The sequence below is a fragment of the Streptomyces sp. NPDC057950 genome, from assembly GCF_042887295.1.
Classification (GTDB): Bacteria; Actinomycetota; Actinomycetes; order Streptomycetales; family Streptomycetaceae; genus Streptomyces; species Streptomyces kaempferi.
On sequence record NZ_JBHVPP010000030.1, the window covers coordinates 87,987 to 110,288 of the forward strand.

Below are 22,302 nucleotides of genomic sequence, written 5' to 3' on the forward strand. Positions count from 1 at the left end.
CGCCCTCAGGCATTCCCGACGTCCGGTACCGAGCGGAGAGAAATGGTGATCGCCTTCCGACCGGCGCGGCGGTGAAGGACCGAGGGCGCCCCCTGGAACCAGGAGGCGCCCTCGGTGTCGTGCGGGGAACGCGGGTCAGGCGGTGCGGCCGCTCTCGCCCAGGTGGTGCACCCGGACCATGTTGGTGGTGCCGGGGACGCCGGGGGGCGAGCCGGCGGTCATGACGACGACGTCGCCGTCGTTGAACCGCTTGAGCTTCTGCAGCTCCTGGTCGACCAGGTCGACCATCTCGTCGGTGCTGTTGACGAACGGCACCACGTGGGACTCGACGCCCCAGCTCAGCGTCAGCTGGTTGCGGGTGCCCTCGTCCGTGGTGAAGGCCAGGATCGGCTGGGACGCGCGGTAGCGGGACAGCCGGCGCGCGGTGTCACCGGACTTGGTGAAGGCGACCAGACCCTTGCCGCCGAGGAAGTCGGCGATCTCGCAGGCGGCGCGGGCGACCGAACCACCCTGCGTGCGCGGCTTCTTGCCGGGGACCAGGGGCTGCAGTCCCTTGGAGAGCAGCTCCTCCTCCGCGGCCACGACGATCTTCGACATCGTCTTGACCGTCTCGATCGGGTACGCGCCCACGGACGACTCGGCGGACAGCATGACCGCGTCGGCGCCGTCGAGGATCGCGTTGGCCACGTCCGACGCCTCGGCGCGGGTCGGGCGCGAGTTGGTGATCATCGACTCCATCATCTGGGTCGCGACGATCACCGGCTTGGCGTTGCGGCGGCAGAGTTCCACGAGGCGCTTCTGCACCATCGGGACCTTCTCCAGCGGGTACTCGACGGCCAGGTCGCCACGGGCCACCATGACGGCGTCGAACGCCGCGACGACGGCGTCCATGTTGGCGACCGCCTGCGGCTTCTCGACCTTGGCGATGACGGGGACGCGGCGGCCCTCCTCGTCCATCACCTTGTGGACGTCGTTCACGTCGTCCGCGTCGCGCACGAAGGAGAGGGCGACCATGTCGCAGCCCATCCGCAGGGCGAAGCGCAGGTCCTCGACGTCTTTCTCGGACAGCGCCGGCACGTTCACGGCGGTGCCGGGCAGGTTGATGCCCTTGTGGTCCGAGATCACGCCGCCCTCGATGACGACCGTCTTGACCTGGGGGCCCACGACCTCGACGACCTTCAGCTCGACGTTGCCGTCGTTGATGAGGACCTGGTCGCCCTTGGAGACGTCGCCCGGCAGACCCTTGTAGGTCGTGCCGCAGATCTGCTTGTCGCCCGGCACGTCCTCGGTGGTGATGGTGAACTCGTCACCGCGCACCAGCTCGACGGGTCCCTCGGCGAAGGTCTCCAGGCGGATCTTCGGGCCCTGCAGGTCGGCGAGGACACCGATCGCCTTGCCGGTCTCGGCCGAGGCGGCCCGGACGCGGTCGTAGCGCCCCTGGTGCTCGGCGTGCGAGCCGTGGCTGAAGTTGAAGCGGGCCACGTTCATGCCGGCTTCGATCAGCGCGACGAGCTGCTCGTGGGAGTCGACCGCGGGGCCGAGAGTACAGACGATTTTCGAACGGCGCATGGAGCGATCCTATCGGTTTGTTTCGCTGCGGAATATTCCGTCTGGCGGAAGATACAAAGGGGCGCGATGCCGCTCAGGTGAGGTTGTGGGACGCGCCCACGAGTGCGTAGGTCTGCGTGGCGATCTCCAGTTCCTCGTCGGTCGGCACCACGGCGACCGCGACCCGTGCGCCCTCGGGGGAGACGATTCTGGCCCCCTCCCCTCGAGCCGCGTTCAGGCCGGCGTCGACCGCGAGGCCGAGCCCCTCCAGACCGGCGACCGCGGCCTCGCGCACCGCGGCGGCGTTCTCGCCGACCCCCGCGGTGAAGGCGATCGCGTCCACCCGGCCCAGTACCGCGTAATAGGCGCCGATGTACTTCTTCAGGCGGTGGATGTAGATGTCGAAGGCGAGCCGCGCCTGCTCGTCACCCTCGTCGACACGGCTTCGGATCTCCCGCATGTCGTTGTCGCCGCACAGACCGATCAGGCCGCTCTTCTTGTTGAGCAAAGTGTCGATCTCGTCCGTGGACATCCCGCCAACGCGCGTCAAATGGAAGATGACCGCGGGATCCACGTCGCCGGACCGCGTCCCCATGACGAGCCCCTCCAGTGGCGTGAGCCCCATGGAGGTGTCCACGCAACGGCCCCCGCGCACGGCGGACGCGGAGGCGCCGTTGCCGAGGTGCAGCACGATGACGTTCACGTCCTCCGGCGCCCTGCCGAGGAGCTTCGCGGTCTGCCGGGACACGTAGGCGTGCGAGGTGCCGTGGAAGCCGTAGCGCCGGATGCGGTACTCGTCGGCGGTGCTCACGTCGATCGCGTAGCGCGCGGCGGACTCCGGCATGGTGGTGTGGAAGGCGGTGTCGAAGACGGCGACCTGGGGAAGATCGGGGCGCAGCGACCGGGCCGTACGGATACCCGTCAGGTTGGCCGGGTTGTGCAGCGGGGCGAGCGGGACCAGCCGCTCGATCTCCGCGAGCACGGCGTCGTCGACGACCTGGGGCTCGGTGAAGGAACTCCCGCCGTGCACGACCCGGTGGCCGATCGCGGCCAGCTCGGGGGAGTCCACGCCGAGCCCGTCCCGGCCGAGCTCCTCGGCGACGGCCTTGAGGGCGGCGGCGTGGTCGGCGACGGGGCCGGTCGTCTCCCGGGTCTCGCCCGTGGTGAGCGCCGTGTGCTTCAGCCGGGACGTCCGCTCGCCGATGCGTTCGACGAGGCCCGTGGCGAGGCGGCTGCTGTCGCGCATGTCGAGGAGCTGGTACTTCAGCGACGAGGAGCCGGAGTTGAGGACGAGGACTCGGGTGGCGGTCACTGCGGGGATGCCTTCTGGGTCGGTTTCGGTTTCGGGTTCGCGGTCGTCGCCGGGGGCGGACGCCGGGTGGGGGCCGGTGCTCGCGGGCCCGTGCGGCCCGCCCGGTGCGGCGGTCATCCGGCGGCCGGGGTCTGGGCCTGGATGGCCGTGATGGCGACCGTGTTGACGATGTCCTGCACGAGCGCGCCGCGGGAGAGGTCGTTGACGGGCTTGCGCAGGCCCTGGAGGACCGGGCCGACCGCGATCGCGCCGGCCGAGCGCTGCACGGCCTTGTAGGTGTTGTTGCCGGTGTTGAGGTCCGGGAAGATCAGCACGGACGCCTGCCCGGCGACGTCGGAGTCCGGCAGCTTGGTCGCCGCGACGGAGGGTTCGACGGCGGCGTCGTACTGGATCGGCCCCTCGATCTTCAGGTCGTCGCGCCGCAGCCGTACGAGGTCCGTTGCCTCGCGCACCTTGTCGACGTCGGCGCCCGAGCCGGACGTGCCCGTCGAGTACGACAGCATCGCGATCCGCGGCTCGACACCGAACTGCTCGGCGGTGGCCGCCGACTGGATGGCGATGTCGCACAGCTGCTCGGCGTTCGGGTCGGGGTTCACGGCGCAGTCGCCGTAGACGAGGACCTTGTCGGCGAGGCACATGAAGAAGACGGACGACACGATCTTCGTGTCCGCCTTGGTCTTGATGATCTCGAAGGCGGGCCGGATGGTGGCGGCGGTGGAGTGCACGGAGCCGGACACCATGCCGTCGGCCAGCCCCTCCTCCACCATCAGCGTCCCGAAGTAGTTCACGTCGGCGACGACGTCGTAGGCCAGCTCGACCGTGACGCCCCGGTGGGCGCGCAGGGCGGCGTACCTCTCGGCGAAGCGGCCGCGCAGCTCGGAGGTCACCGGGTCGACGAGCCGGCAGCCGGCCAGGTCGATGCCGAGATCGGCGGCCTTCTTGCGGATCTGGTCCACCGGCCCGAGCAGCGTCAGGTCGCACACGCGCCGGCGCAGCAGTACCTCCGCCGCGTGCAGGACGCGTGTCTCGGTCCCCTCGGGAAGCACCACCCGCCGCTTGTCGGAGCGGGCCTGTTCGAGGAGCTTGTGCTCGAACATCATGGGGGTCACGCGGTCGCTGCTCGGCGCGGAGACGCGCCGGAGCAGGTCCGCGGTGTCCACGTACCGCTCGAACAGACCGAGCGCGGTCTCCGCCTTGCGGGGTGTGGCGGCGTTCAGCTTCCCCTCCAGGGAGAAGAGTTCGGCCGCGGTGGGGAAGGAGGTCCCGGCGACCGAGATCACCGGGGTGCCGGGGGCGAGGCGGGCGGCGAGCGTGAGGACCGCGTCGCTGGGCCGCTCGTTCAGGGTGAGCAGGACTCCGGCTATGGGCGGGGTGCCCGCGCTGTGCGCGGCGAGCGCGCCGACGACCAGGTCGGCGCGGTCGCCGGGGGTGACCACCAGGCAGCCCGGGGTGAGGGCGTTGAGGAAGTTCGGCAGCATGGCGCCGCCGAAGACGAAGTCGAGCGCGTCACGGGCGAGTCCGGCGTCGTCGCCGAGGAGCACCGTGCCGTCGAGGGCGTGGGTGATCTGGGCGAGGGTGGGCGCGGAGAGCGCGGGCTCGTCCGGGAGGACGTAACACGGCACGGGGAGGCGGGAGTCGAGCCGCTCGCCGAGTCCGTCGCGGTCGGCCGGGGCGACGCGGTTCACGACCATGGCGAGCACGTCGCAGCCGAGGCCGTCGTAGGCGCGGTACGCGTTGCGGGTCTCGGCGCGCACGGACTCGGCGGTCTGCCCGCGGCCGCCGACGACGGGGATCACGGAGGCGCCGAACTCGTTCGCCAGCCGGGCGTTCAGCGACAGCTCGTCCGGGAACTGGGTGTCGGCGTAGTCGGTGCCCAGGACCAGGACGACGTCGTAGTCGCGTGCGACGAGGTGGAAGCGGTCGACGAGGGTGGAGACCAGTTCGTCCGTGCCCTGCTCGGCCTGGAGGGCGGACGCCTCGTGGTAGTCCATGCCGTAGACGGTCGCCGGGTCCTGGGCGAGCCGGTAGCGGCTCCGCAGCAGTTCGAAGAGCCGGTCGGGGCCGTCGTGGACGAGCGGCCGGAAGACGCCCACCCGGTCGACCTGGCGGGTCAGGAGCTCCATGACGCCCAGCTCGACCACCTGGCGGCCGTCGCCGCGATCGATCCCGGTCACGTAGACACTGCGGGTCACGCGTGCTCTCCATCCTTGGCGTGGGGTGTTCTGGTGACGTGAGGTGTTCTGTCGGGGTCTCGTGCGCGGGCTCGTGGCTCGTGTGCCGTTTTCGGGCTCGGCAAATGGCCCACCGTGGTGAGCGGAACCCTCTTGACAATACCCCCGAGGGTGGATAAGGCGAACTTCCTCGCGAGGTCTGACGGAGGTCTGACAGACGTCTGGCGGAGGTCCGACAGGGGCCTGACCGGGGCCTGACCGGGGTCTGACCGCGAACGGGTCGAGAATGTCACCCGGGGCGCCGCGGCGGAGGGCTTCGGGCGGAATCGGCGACGGTCCTGGGGTCATGAAACAATCGGACCGGCTCACACGAACCAGCAGCGAGCAGGAGACACAGCACGATGCGTATCGGAGTTCTCACCGCAGGCGGCGACTGCCCGGGCCTCAACGCAGTGATCCGGTCGGTCGTGCACCGAGCGGTCACCACCTTCGGGGACGAGGTCATCGGATTCGAGGACGGGTACGCGGGCCTGCTCGACGGCCGCTACCGCACCCTCGACCTGAACGACGTCGGCGGCATCCTCGCCCTCGGCGGCACGATCCTCGGCTCCTCGCGGCTGCAGCGCGACCGGCTCCGTGAGGCCTGCGAGAACGCGCAGGACATGGCACGAGAGTTCGGTATCGACGTACTGATCCCGATCGGCGGCGAGGGCACGCTGACGGCGGCGCGGATGCTGTCGGACGCGGGCCTGCCGGTGGTCGGCGTCCCGAAGACGATCGACAACGACATCTCGTCGACGGACCGCACCTTCGGTTTCGACACCGCGGTGGGCGTGGCCACGGAGGCCATGGACCGCCTGAAGACGACCGCCGAGTCCCACCAGCGTGTGATGGTCGTCGAGGTCATGGGCCGGCACGCGGGCTGGATCGCCCTGGAGTCCGGCATGGCGGCCGGTGCCCACGGCATCTGCCTGCCCGAGCGTCCCTTCGACCCGGCCGACGTCGTCGCGATGGTCGAGGAGCGCTTCGCCCGCGGCAAGAAGTTCGCGGTGATCTGTGTCGCCGAGGGCGCCCACCCCGTCGAGGGCAGCATGGACTACGGCCACGGCGCGATCGACCAGTTCGGCCACGAGCGCTTCCAGGGCATCGGCACGGCACTGGCGTACGAGCTGGAGCGGCGCCTCGGCAAGGAGTCCAAGCCGGTCATCCTCGGTCATGTGCAGCGGGGCGGCACCCCGACCGCGTACGACCGGGTCCTGGCGACGCGGTTCGGGTGGCACGCGGTGGAGGCCGCCCACCGGGGTGACTTCGGCCGGATGACGGCGCTGCGCGGCACCGATGTGCTCATGGTGCCGCTCGCGGAGGCCGTGACGGAGCTGAAGACGGTTCCGAAGGACCGGATGGACGAGGCGGAGTCGGTCTTCTAGCGGTCACACCTCCAGGCGGAGAAGCCGACGTCTTCCGGGCGGCCGGTCCTCAGTACGTGCTTCGCTGGATCGTCGACCAGAAGTGGTCGACGATCCGGTGGAGGAAGTCCTGGCCCGAGTCGTCGGCCTCGGCGGCGGCCGGCCCGGCCGCCCAGCTCAGCGTGGCGACCATCTGGCCCTGGTACTCCTGGTACAGCTCCTGGAGGACGTCCTCCAGGAGGCGCCGGTCCAGCGGGACCATCTTCCCCACCGGGCGGGAGTACGCCTGCCAGCGTGTCGTCACCGCGCTCCGCAGCAGCTCGGCGAGCCTGCCGTCGCGCCCCGTGACGGTGACGAAGTCCCGCAGGGACAGTTCGAGCACGTCGGCGAGGGCGGTGGCCTGCCGCTCGGTGCCGCGCCACTCGTCGCTCTCCTCCATCTTCTGGTAGGCGGGAAGTTCGAGGCCGACGGTGCGGGCTATGTCCTCCTGCGCGAGGCCGCGCGCGACGCGGTGTTCGCGCAGGGTCCGCGGCGCGCCGATGATCTCTCCCGGGGAGCACCACAACACCCCCGCGAGCGCGGTGAGTTCGGGTCCGCTCGGTGCGGTGGTCCCGCGTTCCCAGGCGGCGACGAGATCGGGTGTGACGTAGGGCATCCCGTACGAGGCTCTCATTCCGTAGGCGACGTGCTCGGGCCTCATGCCGAGTGCCGTCCTCAGTCTGCGGGCGGCCTGAGCGTTGAAGGGCGGTGTGGGCTGTTGGGCCTGCGGTCGCTGCACGCGCACAAAATATGGGGTCGGGACAGCGCTGACTACATTCTGTTCAGCCACAATCACAGATCGTAGGAACATACGGTTCCGGTCGGCGCGTCCCGTGAGGCGTCGGCGCGGCAGGCTTCCCGGGTGCTCCGTTCAGCCCTTGACCGCTCCGCCCAGCGCGAACCCTCCTCCCAGCCGCCGCGCCACCAGCACGTACAGCAGGATCACCGGCGTCGAGTAGATGACCGAGAACGCGGCCAGCTGCCCGTAGACCACCGTCCCCCGGTTCCCGAAGAAGTCGTTGATGCTCACCGACGCGGGCATCTGGTCCGGCGTCAGCAGCAGCATGAACGGGACGAAGAAGTTCCCCCACATCATCACGAACGAGAAGACCGTCACCACCGCCACCCCGGGTCCCATCAGCGGCAGCACGATCCGCACCAGGGACTGCAGTGACGACGCGCCGTCCGTCCACGCGGCCTCCTCCAGCTCCCTCGGCACTCCGTCCATGAAGTTCTTCATCAGCCATATGGCGAAGGGGAGTTGGGAGGCGGCGAAGAAGAAGATGGTGCCCTGCACGGTGTCGATGAGGTTCACCCGCACGAACAGCGCGTACACCGGAACCATGATGGCCGTGATCGGCAGGCAGGTCGCGAAGAGGATGGTCAGCAGGAAGGGGCGGTTGAGACGCGAGCGGAACCGTGAGAGCGGATACGCAGCCAGAGCCGCGCACACCACCGTCAGCGCGGTTCCCCCGCCGCACAGGACCAGGCTGTTCAGCAGCGGCGTGAAGGTGATGTCCGGCTTCAGCACCGCCTCGAAGTTGTGCAGCGTGAGGCCGTCCGGGACCCGCACCCGCAGATCGGCGTGCGCGTCCAGCGACGACAGCACCACCCAGGCCAGCGGGAGCACGAACGCCGCGGCCACGAAGAGGAGTCCCGCGTCCGCCGCCAGACGCCTTCCCACCCGGCGGGACCGGAGTGTGGCCCCCGTCAGCGGAGCCATCTCAGACCTCCGTCCGCAGGAGCCGCATGTAGACCACGGAGAACAGCGCCCCGACCACCAGCAGCAGCAACGCGACCGCCGTCCCGTATCCGATCATGCTCTTCTGGAACGCCTGCTCGTACATGAACAGGGGAAGCGTCTGGCTCCTGTTGCCGGGGCCGCCCCGCGTCATCACCCAGATCAGCCCGAACACCGAGAGCGTCTGAAGGGTGTTGAGCATCAGGTTCGTGGCGATCGACCGGCGGATCATCGGCAGCGTGATGTGCCACATCCGGCGCCAGCCGCCCGCCCCGTCCACCTCCGCCGCCTCGGTGATCTCCTTCGGGATCTCGTTCAGCGCCGCCGAGTAGACCAGCATCGAGAAGGCCGTGCCCCGCCACACGTTGGCGAACGACACCGCCAGGATCGGGAGGGTGAACAGCCAGTTCTGGGTGGGGAGATGGAGCCGGTCCAGGATCGCGTTCAGGGTGCCTTCCCGCCGGAAGAACGCGTACAGCAGGAAGCCGGCCACCACCTCCGGCAGCACCCACGCCGTGATCACGATCCCGCCGACCAGCGTCCGTACCGGCTTGGACGCCCGCTGCATCAGCGAGGCCAGCGCCAGCCCGAGCGTGTTCTGGCCGACGAGTGACGACAGGACCGTGAACACCAGCGTCAGCCACACCGCGTTCAGGAACGCCTCGTCCTTGAACGCCGCCCGGAAGTTCTCGAAGCCGACGAACGAGGAGTGTGCCTGACCCGTCAACTGGAGGTCGGTGAAGGCGATGTACGCGCAGTAGGCGATCGGGCCGGCCAGGAAGAGGAGCAGCAGGATCACGGCCGGCGCGAGGGGCAGCGCGCGGGCCAGGACCCGGGGGTGCCCCGGCCGGCGCGGCGACACGGTCTTCGCGGCGGCCGGGGCGGCGGGTGCCGCCCGCGTGCCCACGCTCACTTGCGCACCACCTGGCCGTCGGTGGCCGTCTTCAGCTCCTCGTCGTAGCCGCTCGCCGCCTTGTCCACCGAGCTGTCCCCGGTCGTCACGCCCTCCATGGCCTCCTGGACGGCGGTCGAGACCTTGGGGTAGGCGGGGTACGCAGGGCGGTAGTGCGTGCTCGCGACCAGGTCCGTGAAGAACTTGATGCCGGGCTGCGCCTGTACGTACGCCGGGTCGGACGCCACGTCCTTGCGCACCGCGATACCGGAGTTGGCGATGTACCACTTCTGGGCGTTCGCCTTCGTCTGCATCGTCCGTACGAACTTGAAGGCCAGGTCGGGGTTGCTGGCCTTGGACGGGATCGCCCAGGTCCAGCCGCCGGACATGCTCACCTTGCCGGGTGCCTGGCCGTGCTGGGTCGGCATGTACGCGAGGCCGAGCTTCTGCGACCACTCGGGCCACTCGTGCCCCGCGCCCTTCTGCCAGTCCTGCGGGAGCCAGCTGCCGTCCAGGTTGATGCCGAGCTTGCCCTTGGGCAGCAGTTCACCGCGGACGGTGGTGCCGAAGTTCGGGTCCAGGGCGTCCGAGACATCGGGGCCCAGCTTCTCCTTGTAGACCGTCTCCACGAAGGTGAGCGCGTCCTTGAACGCCTGACTGCCCGCTACCCACTTCTTGGCGGCCGTGTCGTACAGGGGGTCGGTCTTCCCGTCGCCCGTGCCGTAGAGCAGCATCTCGAAGCCCTGCATGGTGGCGGCCTCGCCGGCCGGCTTGCCCGTGTAGACATTGAGCGGGGTGACGCCCGGGACCGTCCGCTTGATGGTGCGGGCGGCGCTCAGCACGTCGTCCCAGCTCTTCGGCTGCCAGTCGGCAGGCAGCCCCGCCTTCTGGAAGACACCCTTGTCGAACCAGAGTCCGCGGGTGTCGGTGCCGTCCGGGACGCCGTACGTCTTCCCGTCCTGCGCCTTGGCCGCGGACTTCGCCGTGTCGATGAACTGGTTCCAGTCCGGCCACTTGTCCAGGTAGGCGTCCAGAGGCTTCAAGTACCCGCTGGTGATGTCGGAGTTGATGAGGAAGGTGTCCTCGTAGACCAGGTCGGGGGCCGTCTTGGGCGATCTGAGCATCTGCTGGAGCTTGGTGTAGTACTCCGAGTCGGGTGCCTTGATCGGGACGAGCTCCACCTTCTTGCCGGGGTTCGCCTTCTCGAACTCCTTCTTCATCCGGCCCAGATAGGTGTCCATGACGCGGATCGAGTTGTCCGTGGACTGCTTGAAGGAGATCTTGACGGTGTCCGGACTGCTGCCGGAGCCCGATCCGCAGGCGCTGAGCGCGGTCGCGGTGAGCAGAGTGGCGAGGAGAAGTGGGGTGGCGGTAGGGCGCACGGGCACGACCTCCTACTGGCCGACGTCGTCGGTGGCCGGGTTGTCTGCCCGGTGAACCTAAGAGCGTGGACTAGTCCAGGTCAATGACCTTGCACTGCCTTGGGACCGAACTCGGCCTGGAAAAAACCCTGTTGAGGACCGCATACGGAACTAGCCCTTCACCCAGCGGTACTGCAGTTCAGGCCGTCCGACCTGCCCGTACTGCGGTGCGCGTGCGGCGCGCCCCGCGTCCACCAGGTGCTCCAGATACCGCCGGGCCGTGATCCGCGAGATACCCACCACCTCGGCGACCCCGGCCGCCGTGAGGCCGTCCGCACAGTCCCGCAGCGTGCGGGTGACGCGCTCCAGGGTCGGTGCGCTCAGCCCCTTGGGCAGTGCCGCCGGGCTCGGGGCGCGCAGGGTGGCCAGGGCGCGGTCCACCTCGTCCTGGCCGCTCGCCTCGCCCGCCGCCGCGCGGAACTCGGCGTACCGGACGAGCCGGTCGCGCAGGGTGGCGAAGGTGAAGGGTTTCAGGACGTACTGGACGACCCCGAGCGAGACCCCCTCCCTGACGACCGTGAGGTCCCGCGCGGAGGTCACCGCTATCACGTCCGCGTGGTGGCCGGCGGCGCGCAGCGAGCGGGCGAGCTGCAGACCGTGCACGTCGGGCAGATGCAGATCGAGGAGCAGCAGGTCCACCGGGGTGCGGTCCAGGGCACGGCGCGCCTCGGCGCCGGTGCGGGCCTTGCCCACCGCCGTGAAACCGGGGACCCGCCCGACGTACATGACGTGCGCGTCGGCGGCCACCGGGTCGTCCTCGACGACGAGGACACGGATGGGCTGGGGGTCGGTCATAGGTCGCCTCCGGGCAGGGCGGGCTGGACGTGCTGGGGGGCGAGGTCCTCCGGGGCGTCGGCCACGGACCCGGCCGCCTCGCCGTCGGCGGCCGGAGCCGTCCTGGGCAACGGCAGCCGCACCTCGAACTCCGCCCCGCCCCCCGCCGCTTCGGCCACCGTCAGGGTGCCGTCGTGACGGTTCACCGCCTGGCGTACGAGGGCGAGGCCCAGCCCGCGGCCGGCCGGCCCCGCCGGTTTCGTCGACCAGCCGCGCCGGAAGACCGCCTCCGCGTGGGCCGGATCCACTCCGGCGCCGGTGTCGGCGACCCGCAGCACCAGACCGGAGCCGTCCGTGAAGGCCGTGACGGTCACCCGCGCCCGTACCGTGCCCTGGGCCGCGTCCATCGCGTTGTCTATCAGGTTGCCGAGGACGGTCACCAGGTCACGGGCCGGCAGGCCGGCCGGCAGCAGAGCGTCGTCGATGCCGCTCTGCTCCGAGATCACCAGCTCCACGCCCCGCTCGTTGGCCTGGGCCGCCTTGCCCAGCAGCAGGGCGGCGAGGACCGGTTCGCTGACGGCCGAGATCACCTCGTCGGTGAGTGTCTGGGCCAGTTCCAGTTCGGCCGTGGCGAAGTCGACGGCCTCCTCGGCGCGGCCCAGCTCGATCAGCGAGACCACCGTGTGGAGACGGTTCGCGGCCTCGTGGGCCTGCGAGCGCAGGGCCTGGGTGAAACCGCGCTCGGAGTCGAGTTCGCCCGTCAGCGCCTGGAGTTCGGTGACATCGCGCAGGGTGACGACCGTGCCGCGGCGCTCACCGCCGGTGACCGGGGAGGTGTTGACGACCAGCACCCGGGACGCCGTCAGGTGCACCTCGTCCACCCGGGGCTCCGCCGACAGCAGCGCGCCGGTCAGGGGTGCGGGCAGGCCGAGTTCGGCCACGGAGCGGCCGACCGCCGCGTCGCCGACGCCCAGCAGCTCCCGGCCGCCGTCGTTCATCAGCGCCACGCGGTACTGCGCGTCCAGCATCAGCAGCCCCTCGCGCACGGCGTGCAGCGCGGCCTGGTGGTAGTCGTGCATGCGGCTCAGCTCGGCCGCGTTCAGGCCGTGCGTGGAGCGGCGCAGCCGGGCGTTGATGACGTAGGTGCCGATGCCGCCGAGGACGAGGGCGCCGCCCGCGACGCCGATCAGGGCGGTCACCTGGTCCTGGACGCGCTTGGTGATCGCCTCCACCTTGATGCCCGCGCTGACCAGGCCGACGAGGTGGCCGTTGTCCAGGACCGGGGTGACGGCGCGTACGGACGGGCCGAGGGTGCCCGTGTAGGTCTCGGTGAAGGACTTGCCGCGCAGGGCTGGGCCGATGTGCCCGAGGAAGTGCCGCCCTATCAGCGTCTCGTCGGGGTGGGTCCAGCGGATGCCCCGCGGGTTCATGATCGTCACGAAGTCCACGTCGGTGTCCCGCTGCACCTGGAGGGCGTACGGCTGCAGGGGCTTCGTCGGGTCCGTGGTGCGGATCGCGTCCCGGACGGAGGGGGCGTCGGCGACCGAACGGGCCACGGCCATCGCCTGGCGGCCCGCCGCCTCCTCGGCCTGGCTGCGGTCACTGACGTACGTGAACAGCGCGTATCCGGCCACGAGCACCGCGATGAGCACGGCCTGCATGGCGAAGAGCTGGCCGGCCAGGCTGCGGGGTCTCGGGACGCGGGGGAGACGCATGGCGTCAGTCTGCCTCCCCTTGTAAGCGTGAACTAAATGAACGGAAGGGTGACCGCCCTCACACACCGGGAGATAGTCACCGCATCCCCCGGGCGCACGCCCCCCGGGTTCTCCCGGAGGCGTGTGTCCCGATTCCCCGGACGTGAGCCGCACGCCGGATGATGCCGACGACGTCGTCAAGGAGGGCAGCCGTGGCCAGCACCCCAACGGCACCTGCCGCACCCGCCGCCAAGCGGGACCGCACCCACTATCTCTACATCGCGGTGATCATCGCGGTCGCCCTCGGCATCGGCGTCGGGTTCGCCGCGCCGGACTTCGCCAAGGAGCTCAAGCCGATCGGTACGGGCTTCGTCGCCCTGATCAAGATGATGATCTCGCCGATCATCTTCTGCACGATCGTGCTCGGGGTCGGCTCGGTGCGGAAGGCCGCCAAGGTCGGCAAGGTCGGCGGTCTCGCGCTCGGCTACTTCATCTGCATGTCGTTCGTGGCCCTGGCCATCGGCCTGGTGGTCGGCAACATCATCCACCCGGGCAGCGGAATGCACCTGACCGAGGCCGTGAAGGGCGTGGGGCACACGCAGGCCGAGGCGGCCGCCGAGGGGCCCGTCGACTTCATCCTCGGGATCATCCCGACCACCTTCGTCTCGGCCTTCACCGAGGGCCAGGTCCTCCAGACGCTGCTGATCGCGCTGCTCGTGGGCTTCGCGCTACAGGCCATGGGCCGGGCCGGACAGCCCGTGCTGCGCGGCGTCGAGCACATCCAGAAGCTGGTCTTCCGCATCCTCGGCATGATCATGTGGGCGGCGCCCGTCGGTGCCTTCGGCGCCATGGCGGCCGTCATCGGCGAGACCGGCATGGACGCGCTGAAGGCACTGGGCACGATCATGCTCGGCTTCTACATCACCTGCGCCCTGTTCGTCGTGATCGTGCTCGGCACGCTGACGAAGCTGGTGGCCGGGATCAACGTCTTCCAGCTGCTGAAGTACCTGGGCCGGGAGTTCCTGCTGATCGTCTCCACCTCGTCCTCCGAGTCCGCGCTGCCGCGGCTGATCGCGAAGATGGAGCATCTGGGTGTCAGCCGTCCGGTCGTCGGCATCACCGTGCCGACCGGCTACTCCTTCAACCTCGACGGCACGATGATCTACCTGACCATGGCCTCGCTGTTCATCGCCGACGCGATGGACCAGCCGATGAGCATCGGCCAGCAGATCGGGCTGCTGCTCTTCATGATGGTCGCCTCGAAGGGCGCGGCGGGTGTCTCCGGCTCCGGTATCGCCGTACTGGCCAGCGGTCTGCAGTCGCACAAGCCGGCGCTGGTGGACGGCGTCGGCCTGATCATCGGCATCGACCGCTTCATGAGCGAGGCGCGCGCCGTCACCAACTTCGCGGGCAACGCGGTGGCCACCCTGCTCATCGGCACCTGGACCGGCGAGGTCGACAAGGAGCGGGTGGACCGGGTACTCGCCGGTGAACTGCCCTTCGACGAGCGGACGCTGCTGGACGACGCCGACGCGGACGAGGACGTCTCCGCCGAACTGCCCGAGCAGGGCGGCGACAAGGAGCTGGCGAAGGCCTGACACCACCCGCCTGCTCCACGCGCCGGCGCCGCTTCCCCCGGACGGGGCGCCCCCCCACGGGGCGCTCCTCCTGACAGGGCGTCCCCCGTGGACAGGGCCGGCGCCCCGGACCACCGAGCGGCCGGGTCCTTCCCCCCGACAGACCTGGCCGCTCGGCGCGTCAGCGAGGCAGCCCGCGGGCTGCCTCGCTCTCGTTCACCCCTCCTCGCTCAGCTTCGCCACCAGAGCGGTGGCGCGGGAGGCGGGTACGCCCGCCGTGGTCAGCATGGTGACCGCGGCGGAGCGGCCAGCCTCCCGCGCCGCGAGCAGACCGTCGTTCACCGCCTCCATCAGCGCGAACAGCACCTGCTCGTGCACGTACGCCAGCGCCGGGGCCGGCAGCGGGGACTCGAACACGCCGCGTTCCAGGCCGCGTCGGAGCACCTCCGCGCAGGCTTCGCGCACCGGGGTGAGCCGCTCGCGGATGCCCTGCACGGTGACGCTGCGCTGGGCCAGCGCGACCAGCAGCCGGTAGCGGTCGGCGATCTCCCAGACCGCGAGCGTCGAGCGGACCAGTGATTCCGCCGGGTCCCCGACGCCCTCCCGGCCCGCCGCGTGCGCTGCGGCCACCGCTTCCACGGCGCCGTCGGTCAGGGTGCTGACGAGCACCTCGCGGCTCGGGAAGTGCCCGTACACGGTGCGCCGTACGACGCCCGCGGCCCGTGCGATCTGGTCCATGGAGGCGTCGGGGTCGCGCAGCAGCTCGGCGAGCGCGACGTCGAGGATGCGGCGGCGGTTCGCGTCCGCGCGGCTGGCACTGCCCGTGGTCATGACTGCCATTCTGCACGCCCCGCGCGGCGCCGGTCCGCTCCTGCGCCATGGGCTCCGCCCCATCGATTTGCACAGTGGTGTGCATCGTCGTAGATTGCACACCGTCGTGCAATTACACGACAGTGTGCAAATCGAGTGAGGAGAGGGCGGCCGTACCCATGCGTCTCGTCATCAACGAACCGGTCGAGCGGATGGACCGGCCCTACGCCCGGCGCTGGTGGGCGCTGCTGGTGCTCTGCCTGAGCCTGCTGATCATCGTGATGGCGAACACCGCCCTCACGGTGGCGGCCCCCGACATGACCCGGGACCTGGGCCTGTCCAGCGCCGACCTGCAGTGGGTCATCGACGGCTACACCGTCCCGTACGCCGCGCTGATGCTGCTGCTCGGCGCGATCGGCGACAAGTACAGCCGGCGCGGCGCGCTCGTGCTGGGGCTGGTGGTCTTCGGCGGCGGCGCGGTGGCGGGCTCGCTCGTGGACAGTTCCGCCGGGGTCATCGCGGCCCGCGCCGTGATGGGGGTCGGCGCCGCGCTGATCATGCCCGCGACGCTCTCCCTGCTCGCCGCGACCTTCCCCCGCGCGGAACGCGCGAAGGCGATCACCCTGTGGACCGCCACGGCCGGACTCGCCATCGCGGCGGGCCCCCTGGTCGCGGGCGCGCTGCTGCAGCACCACGGCTGGTCCTCCACCTTCCTGATCAACGTGCCGATCGCCGCCGTCGCGATCGCAGGCGCCCTCGTCCTCGTACCGCCCTCCAGGGCAGCCCACCGGCACCGCGTCGACCACGTCGGCGGCCTGCTGTCGGTCGTCTGGATCGGCTCACTGGTCTACATGATCATCGAGGGGCCGCACTTCGGCTGGGGCGTCCGGGCCGTCACGGCGGCGGTCGTCGCGGGACTCGGACTGGTGGCCTTCGTGGTGTGGGAGCTGCGCCACCCGCGCCCGGTCGTCGACGTACGGCGGTTCGCCCAGCGCCGGTTCGCCGGCTCCAACCTCGCCGTCGCGCTCTTCTTCCTGGCCGTCTTCGGCGCCTTCTACTACCTCACCCAGCACCTGCAGTTCGTGCTCGGATACGACGCGCTCGACACCGGCGTGCGGATGCTGCCGCTCGCCGGGGCCGTCTTCGCCGGCTCGGCGCTCACCGGCTACCTCACCCCGCGCGTCGGCATGAGGATCACGGTGACCGCGGGCATGGTCGGCGGTACGGCGGCGCTCGCGCTGCTCACCCGGGTGGACGCGGCATCGTCGTACGGCGACTTCGTCCTGCCCCTCGTCATCCTCGGCCTCGCCATCGGGCTCGCGCTCTCGCCGTGCACGGACGCCATCATGGGCGCGTTCCCCGAGTCCGAGCTCGGTGTCGGCGGCGCGGTCAACGACACCTCGCTGGAGCTCGGCGGTTCGCTCGGCATCGCCCTCCTCGGCTCGGTGCTGGCGAGTTCGTACTCCTCGCACCTCTCGGACGCGACCAGGGGCGGCAAGCTCCCGGCGGACGCGCTGGCCACGGCCCAGGACTCGGTCGGCGCGGGCTACGCGGTGGCCCAGGGCATCGGTGACAAGGCCCGGCAGCTCGGCGAGCAGGCGGCGCGGGCCGGGCACGCCGGGAACACCGAGAAGGCCGCGCAGCTGAAGGCGCAGTCCGACCAACTCGCCCACGGGGCACGTCAGATGGCGGACGCCGTCGGCTCGTCCTTCTCGGACGCGGTGGCGCACACCAGTCTGATCGGGGCGGTGATCCTGGGAGTGGGGACGGTGCTGGTGGCGGTGCTGCTGCCGTGGAAGGAGCGCGCGGCGGGGATGCGGGCGGCCGAGGGGGCCGAGGGGGCCGAGGGAGACGTCCGGGACGCCGGTGACGCGAGCGCCGACGGTGGCGCCGGGGTCGCCGGAGCCGCGACCGGAGCCGAAGCCGCGACCGGAGCCGGGGTGGAGACCGAGGCCGGGGAGAGTGCCGCGGCGCGCTGACCGTGTCCCGCGACGGTGTTCCCGGAACCGTGGGCCCCGGGCCTCCGTCTCGAAGAACATGCACTACCGTGCCGTGCCGGACCTACCGGCACGGCACGTGATGTTCTGCATGTTCTGCATGTTCTGCGGAGGGCACCGAGTATGAAGATCGACTGGGACCGGCGGACGTGCGCGCGTCGCGGCCACGCGACCTACGCCCCGGACGAACCGGGGCTGCGCGAGCGTCTGCGCGCCGCGACCAGCCTCGGCGAGGCCTGGCGCTGTCTGCGCTGCGGCGACTTCGTGCTCGGCGAACCGCACGGCGCGGGGCCCGCGGAGGAGGCACCGCTCGTGCCGCGCGGCAAGGTGCTGCGGGATCTGTTCATCCTGCGCTTCCTGGCGATCGAGCGGGCCGTACGCGGGGTGTTCATCGTGCTGGTCGCGGCCGCGGTGTGGAGGTTCAGCAACAGTCAGGACTCCGTGCGCCGCCTCTTCGACGAGTACCTGAACGTCTTCCGGCCGGTCTTCAGGCACTTCCACTACGACCTCGACCACTCGCCGGTCGTCGGCACCATCCAGAAATCCTTCGGCTACAAGCACTCCACGCTCGTCCTGGTGGCCGCGCTGCTGCTGGCGTACGCGCTGATCGAACTCGTCGAGGCGGGCGGCCTCTGGTACGCGAAGCGCTGGGCGGAGTACCTGACGGTGGTCGCCACGGCCGCCTTCCTGCCTCTGGAGATCTACGAGCTGACCGAGCACGTCAGCTGGCTGAAGATCGCCACCCTGGTCCTGAACATCCTCGCCGTCCTCTACATCGCCCTCGCCAAACGGCTCTTCGGGCTGCGCGGCGGACGCGCGGCGTTCGACGAGGAGCGGCAGAGCGCGTCGCTGCTCGAGGTCGAGGAGTCGGCGGGCGTGGCGGCCCACGCCTGACCACGCCGCCGCCACCTGCCTTGCCCTGACGCCGACGTCAAGGATTACGTTCGGGGCATGCGAATCGGCGAGCTGGCGACGAGGGCCGGGACCACCACGCGCACTCTGCGCTACTACGAGTCGCGGGGGCTGCTGCCCGCGCGGCGCACCGGCAACGGCTACCGCTCCTACGACGAGGACGACCTGAGGCTGCTGCGGCAGATCAGGACGCTGCAGGACTTCGGGTTCGACCTGGAGGAGACGCGGCCGTTCGTGGAGTGTCTGCGGGCCGGGCATCCGGAGGGGGACTCGTGTCCCGCCTCGCTCGCGGTCTACCGCCGCAAGCTGGATGAACTCGACGCGCTGATCGGTGAGTTGCGGGCGGTTCGGAGCGAGGTCGGCGCGCAGTTGGCGCGGGCCGAGCGGGCCCGGGACGAGCTGGCCGCCGACGCGGCGGTTCCGGGGGGTCCGGAGCCGGTGTGCGAACTGGGAGGGCGGACACGGTGATCGGTTCGACCGGCGTGGCTTCGGTGACGGACGCGGACTTCGAGGCGGAGGTGATCGGCGCGGAGCTGCCCGTGCTGGTGGAGTTCACCGCAGACTGGTGTCCGCCGTGCCGGCAGATGGGGCCGGTGCTGAGCGCTCTCGCGGCCGAGGAGGAGGGGCGGCTCAAGGTCGTCCAGCTGGACGTCGACACGAATCCGGAGACGACCAACGCCTACCGGGTGCTGTCGATGCCCACGTTCATGGTGTTCCGCGGCGGTGAGCCGGTGAAGTCGATGGTGGGCGCCCGGCCCGGACGGCGGCTGCTGGAGGAGCTGTCCGACGTGCTCTGAGCAGGCGCGCCGGACGCGGCCGGCACAAGGAAAACCCCCGGGGGAATTGCACCCGGGGGTTTTCCTTGCGTATATTGAATGGTTCGCGACTTGAATTTATCAAGTCGTGGAGAAGTTCACTGGCCACAGTATATCCGGGCGGGAGCGGAATTGTCAAACAGGGGCTCAAACGCAGAATTTCCCGATGTTGAATTGCAGCAGGAGCAGGAATTCATCGACGGGCTGTACGCGCGCGTCGACGTGCTGCGGGGCGACACCGAGGCCTCCGTCGGCGACGCGCTCGCGCAGGGCAACACGCCGATGCAGGCCAGACTCGAACGCGATGTGCTCGTCGCCGAGCGCTCGGGGCTGCTGGCCGCGCTGAACGCCGTGGACGGCTCGCTCTGCTTCGGCCGGATCGACCTCACCTCCGGCGTCAGCCACCACATCGGCCGTATCGGTGTCCGCGCCGACGACACCGAGCACACCCCCATCCTCATCGACTGGCGGGCCCCGGTCGCCCGCCCCTTCTACCTCGCCACCGGGCACACCCCGATGGACCTGCGCCGCCGCCGGCACATCAGTACCGAGGGCCGCCGGGTGACCGACGTGCACGACGAGATCCTCGACCTCGGCGACCACCGGCGCACCGGCCACGAGGACCCCACCGGCGACGCCGTCCTGCTCGCCGCGCTCAACTCGGCGCGCACCGGACGCATGAGCGACATCGTGCAGACCATCCAGGCCGAGCAGGACCGCATCATCCGCGCCCCGCACCGGGGTGTGCTGGTGGTGGAGGGCGGCCCCGGTACCGGCAAGACGGCCGTGGCGCTGCACCGGGCCGCGTTCCTGCTGTACGAGTACCGCGAGCTGCTGGCCAAGCGCGCCGTCCTGATCGTCGGCCCGAACCCGGCGTTCCTCGGCTACATCGGCGAGGTGCTGCCCTCGCTCGGCGAGACGGGAGTCCTGCTCGCGACCGTCGGCGAGCTGTTCCCCGGGGTGAAGGCCAAGGCCGCCGACACCCCGCGGGCCGCGGCGGTCAAGGGCCGCGCCGACATGGCCGAGGTACTGGTCTCGGTGGTCCGCGACCGGCAGGCGCTGCCCGACCCGGTGATCGCGATCGAGCACGACCGTGACGTCCTGATGCTCGACGCCGGGCTCGTACGGGTCGCCCGCGATCGCACCCGTGAGGCCGGTCTGCCGCACAACGTGGCCCGCGAGTACTTCGAGGGCCACATCCTCAACACGCTCACCGACATGCTCGCCGAACGCATCGGCACCGACCCCTTCGACGGGTCCAACCTCCTCGACGCGAGCGACATCACCCAGATCCGTGACGACCTCGCCGAGAACCCCGAGGTCTGGTCGGCCATCGACCAGCTGTGGCCGCGGCTGACCCCGCAGCGGCTGGTCGCGGACTTCCTCGCCGAACCGGAGGGCTACGTCGGCGAGGAGGACGCCGAGGCGATCCGCCGTCCGGTCACCGGTGCGTGGACCGTCGCCGACGTCCCCCTCCTCGACGAGGCCGCCGAACTGCTGGGCGAGGACGACCGGGTCGCGCGGGCCCTGGCCGACCAGGAGCGCCGCGCGCAGGTCGCCTACGCGCAGGGCGTGCTCGACGTGTCCTACGCCTCTCGTACGTACGAGTTCGAGGACAAGGAGGAGGAGGACTCCGAGGTCCTGTCCGCCCACAACATCATCGACGCCGAGCGGATGGCCGAGCGGCACGAGGAGGACGACCACCGCAGCGCGGCCGAGCGGGCGGCGGCCGACCGGACCTGGGCGTTCGGCCACATCATCGTCGACGAGGCGCAGGAGCTCTCGCCGATGGCCTGGCGGCTGCTGATGCGGCGCAGTCCCACCCGGTCGATGACGCTGGTCGGCGACCCGGCGCAGACGGCCGAGGCGGCCGGGGTCGGGTCGTGGGAGCGGATCCTCGCCCCCTATGTCGAGGACCGCTGGGAGCACACCCGGCTCGCGGTCAACTACCGCACCCCGTCCGAGATCATGGAGGTGGCGGCGGCGGTGGTCCGCGCGGAGCACCCCGGCTTCGAACCGCCGAGTTCGGTGCGGACGACGGGCGTGCGTCCGTGGGCCCGCGCGACCGACGACCTGCCCGGCGCGGTGGCGAAGGCGGTGGCGGAACTGACCCCGGCGGAGGGCCGCCTCGCGGTCGTCGCCCCGCGCGACCTGCACCCGGAGCTGGCCGCTCGGCTGGACGGCGTGACGGCGGGCGGCGAGCCCGACCTGACCCGGGCGGTGGTCCTGCTCGACCCCCGCCAGTCCAAGGGCCTGGAGTTCGACTCCGTGCTGGTGGTGGAGCCGGGACGGTACGGCACGAGCGATCTGTACGTGGCCCTGACCCGGGCCACGCAGCGGCTGGGCGTCCTGTACACGGGGGAGCTGCCGGAGGCGCTGGCCGGAGCGTTCGAGTAGGAGCGGTGCGGGCACGACGACGCACCGGAGCCGTCACCGCGGACGGCGCCGACAGCGGGGCGGGGAGCTCTGCCGTCGGCGCCGCGGAGGCCGCTGTCCCGCGGAGGCCGGGTCTCAGGCCGGCCGGAGCCAGACCGTCGACAGCGGGGGCAGGGTCAGGCGGATGCTGGCCGGGCGGCCGTGCCAGGACTGGAGTTCCGGCTTGACGACGTCCGGGTTGGTGACGTCGCTCCCGCCGTACCGGGCGCTGTCGGTGTTGAGGGTCTCCTGCCAGGCGGGGACGGAGTCGGGGACGCCGAGGCGGTAGGCGTGACGGACGACCGGGGAGAGGTTGGAGACCGCGAGCAGCGGGACGCCCTCGGCGTCGAGACGCAGGAACGCGAAGACGTTGTCCTCCGCCGCGTCGCCGACCACCCACTGGAAGCCGGACGGGTCGGTGTCCTGCTGCCAGAGCGCGGGCGTGTGGCGGTAGACGGTGTTGAGGTCGCGGACCAGGTCACGGACGCCCCGGTGGTCGGCCTCCGCGGGGTAGGCTGGATCGAGGAGCCACCAGTCCGGTCCGTGGGTCTCCGACCATTCGGCGCCCTGGGCGAACTCCTGTCCCATGAAGAGGAGTTGTTTGCCGGGGTGGGCCCACATGTAGCCGAGGTAGGCGCGGGTGGTGGCGCGTTGCTGCCACCAGTCGCCCGGCATCTTGGAGACGAGTGACTTCTTGCCGTGGACGACCTCGTCGTGGGAGATGGGCAGGACGTAGTTCTCGCTGTAGGCGTAGACCATCGAGAACGTCATCTCGTGG

Annotated in this window: 18 protein-coding genes; 7 read left to right on the forward strand and 11 right to left on the reverse strand. The window is 70.7% G+C overall.

The genetic code is table 11. The features are described from left to right. Window positions 1-135: 135 nt before the first annotated feature. The 3 genes from pyk to pta form a co-directional block, all read right to left on the reverse strand. Window positions 136-1,569: a pyruvate kinase gene (gene pyk, locus ACFVTC_RS37730; protein ID WP_390133522.1), complete on the reverse strand. Its 1,434-nt coding sequence runs from the start codon at window positions 1,567-1,569 to the stop codon at window positions 136-138. A gap of 73 nt (window positions 1,570-1,642) precedes the next feature. Beyond that, window positions 1,643-2,860: an acetate kinase gene (locus tag ACFVTC_RS37735; RefSeq protein ID WP_390133524.1), complete on the reverse strand. Its 1,218-nt coding sequence runs from the start codon at window positions 2,858-2,860 to the stop codon at window positions 1,643-1,645. A gap of 113 nt (window positions 2,861-2,973) precedes the next feature. Next, window positions 2,974-5,052, reverse strand: a complete 2,079-nt coding sequence (gene pta, locus ACFVTC_RS37740) for a phosphate acetyltransferase (RefSeq protein WP_390133526.1) — start codon at window positions 5,050-5,052, stop codon at window positions 2,974-2,976. Window positions 5,053-5,432: 380 nt separating this feature from the next. On the opposite strand from pta, the gene ACFVTC_RS37745 reads away from it, so the two are divergent. Then, window positions 5,433-6,458 carry an ATP-dependent 6-phosphofructokinase gene (locus tag ACFVTC_RS37745; protein WP_359500100.1) on the forward strand — a complete coding sequence of 342 codons (1,026 nt, stop codon included), beginning with the start codon at window positions 5,433-5,435 and terminating at the stop codon, window positions 6,456-6,458. Window positions 6,459-6,507: 49 nt separating this feature from the next. Here the strand turns inward: ACFVTC_RS37745 and ACFVTC_RS37750 are convergent, their stop codons facing one another. The 6 genes from ACFVTC_RS37750 to ACFVTC_RS37775 all read right to left on the reverse strand — a co-directional run bounded on the left by ACFVTC_RS37750 (window position 6,508) and on the right by ACFVTC_RS37775 (window position 13,019). Next, window positions 6,508-7,221 (reverse strand): helix-turn-helix domain-containing protein, encoded by a 714-nt coding sequence (locus ACFVTC_RS37750; protein WP_390133528.1) that lies wholly within the window; start codon window positions 7,219-7,221, stop codon window positions 6,508-6,510. 126 nt (window positions 7,222-7,347) lie between these two features. After that, a complete protein-coding gene (locus ACFVTC_RS37755) occupies window positions 7,348-8,199 on the reverse strand; it encodes a carbohydrate ABC transporter permease (protein ID WP_390133530.1) in 852 nt (283 codons plus the stop codon). 1 nt (window position 8,200) lies between these two features. Beyond that, the gene (locus ACFVTC_RS37760) at window positions 8,201-9,079 is read right to left on the reverse strand and encodes a carbohydrate ABC transporter permease (RefSeq protein WP_390133561.1); all 879 of its coding nucleotides are present in this window, start codon (window positions 9,077-9,079) and stop codon (window positions 8,201-8,203) included. A gap of 47 nt (window positions 9,080-9,126) precedes the next feature. Continuing rightward, window positions 9,127-10,491: an extracellular solute-binding protein gene (locus tag ACFVTC_RS37765; RefSeq protein ID WP_390133532.1), complete on the reverse strand. Its 1,365-nt coding sequence runs from the start codon at window positions 10,489-10,491 to the stop codon at window positions 9,127-9,129. Between the two features lie 150 nt (window positions 10,492-10,641). Then, entirely contained in the window at window positions 10,642-11,325 is a 684-nt protein-coding gene (locus ACFVTC_RS37770) for a response regulator (RefSeq protein ID WP_390133534.1), read from the reverse strand. Beyond that, window positions 11,322-13,019, reverse strand: coding sequence for an ATP-binding protein (locus tag ACFVTC_RS37775; protein WP_390133536.1), 1,698 nt, complete (start codon window positions 13,017-13,019; stop codon window positions 11,322-11,324). The genes ACFVTC_RS37770 and ACFVTC_RS37775 overlap by 4 nt, the downstream gene beginning before the upstream one ends. A gap of 158 nt (window positions 13,020-13,177) precedes the next feature. Here ACFVTC_RS37775 and ACFVTC_RS37780 point away from each other — a divergent pair, with 158 nt between their 5' ends. Beyond that, complete coding sequence (locus ACFVTC_RS37780) at window positions 13,178-14,596, forward strand: cation:dicarboxylate symporter family transporter (RefSeq protein ID WP_168530310.1); 1,419 nt, start codon at window positions 13,178-13,180, stop codon at window positions 14,594-14,596. Window positions 14,597-14,791: 195 nt separating this feature from the next. On the opposite strand, the gene ACFVTC_RS37785 is transcribed toward ACFVTC_RS37780, so the two are convergent. Next, window positions 14,792-15,406, reverse strand: a complete 615-nt coding sequence (locus tag ACFVTC_RS37785; protein WP_390133538.1) for a TetR/AcrR family transcriptional regulator — start codon at window positions 15,404-15,406, stop codon at window positions 14,792-14,794. A 158-nt stretch (window positions 15,407-15,564) separates the two neighbouring features. On the opposite strand from ACFVTC_RS37785, the gene ACFVTC_RS37790 reads away from it, so the two are divergent. The 5 genes from ACFVTC_RS37790 (at window position 15,565) to ACFVTC_RS37810 (ending at window position 21,506) form a co-directional block, all read left to right on the forward strand. Beyond that, window positions 15,565-17,364, forward strand: a complete 1,800-nt coding sequence (locus tag ACFVTC_RS37790) for an MFS transporter (RefSeq protein ID WP_390133540.1) — start codon at window positions 15,565-15,567, stop codon at window positions 17,362-17,364. 141 nt (window positions 17,365-17,505) lie between these two features. After that, window positions 17,506-18,276: a DUF2127 domain-containing protein gene (locus tag ACFVTC_RS37795; RefSeq protein ID WP_390133542.1), complete on the forward strand. Its 771-nt coding sequence runs from the start codon at window positions 17,506-17,508 to the stop codon at window positions 18,274-18,276. A gap of 57 nt (window positions 18,277-18,333) precedes the next feature. Continuing rightward, window positions 18,334-18,762, forward strand: coding sequence for a MerR family transcriptional regulator (locus ACFVTC_RS37800; RefSeq protein WP_390133544.1), 429 nt, complete (start codon window positions 18,334-18,336; stop codon window positions 18,760-18,762). After that, window positions 18,759-19,091 (forward strand): thioredoxin family protein, encoded by a 333-nt coding sequence (locus ACFVTC_RS37805; RefSeq protein ID WP_390133546.1) that lies wholly within the window; start codon window positions 18,759-18,761, stop codon window positions 19,089-19,091. Before ACFVTC_RS37800 ends, ACFVTC_RS37805 begins: the two co-directional genes overlap by 4 nt. Window positions 19,092-19,283: 192 nt before the next feature. Next, window positions 19,284-21,506, forward strand: a complete 2,223-nt coding sequence (locus ACFVTC_RS37810) for a HelD family protein (RefSeq protein ID WP_390133548.1) — start codon at window positions 19,284-19,286, stop codon at window positions 21,504-21,506. Window positions 21,507-21,620: 114 nt separating this feature from the next. Here ACFVTC_RS37810 and ACFVTC_RS37815 read toward each other — a convergent pair. Continuing rightward, window positions 21,621-22,302: alpha amylase C-terminal domain-containing protein (locus ACFVTC_RS37815; protein WP_390133550.1), on the reverse strand; the 682-nt coding region annotated here is incomplete at its 5' end.